The sequence below is a fragment of the Streptococcus sp. GMD4S genome, assembly GCF_000296955.1.
Window position 1 is genome coordinate 1 of the sequence record NZ_AJRE01000434.1, and the last position, 507, is coordinate 507.

Annotated in this window: 1 protein-coding gene; it reads left to right on the top strand. The window is 36.7% G+C overall.

Annotated features, from left to right (window positions below; genetic code table 11):
* Positions 1 to 406, top strand: a 406-nt coding sequence (locus GMD4S_RS10365) for a TenA family protein (protein WP_000330181.1), incomplete at its 5' end; no start/stop codon positions are given.
* Positions 407 to 507: the final 101 nt, after the last annotated feature.

A 507-nucleotide genomic window follows, 5' to 3' on the forward strand; every position in this document is an offset into this window, starting at 1 on the left:
TGAAGCAGATGAAGATGGTTATTTCCAAAAGGCTTTCAAAGAGTTAAAAGTAGCAGAGAATGACTATCTAGAAGTGACCTTGCACCCTATAACAAAAGCGTTTCAGGAGCTAATGTATTCTGCTGTGACTTCATCAGACTATGCTCATCTTTTGGTCATGCTGGTCATTGCAGAAGGTCTCTATTTAGACTGGGGTTCTAAAGATTTGGCACTACCTGAAGCCTATATTCATTTGGAATGGATTAATCTCCACAGAGGTCCTTTCTTTACAGAGTGGGTTCAATTTCTGGTTGACGAACTCAATCGTGTCGGGAAAGGTAGAGAAGATTTGACAGAACTTCAGGAACGCTGGAATCAAGCAGTTGCTTTAGAATTAGCCTTTTTTAATATCGGTTATGAATTATAGGACAGATTCAATACTTTTATGTAGATTAAAAGAATGAACAAACAAACTATATAAATATATTTTCCAGTCAAATATCTTGCTAGGGCTTTCAAATTCTGTTA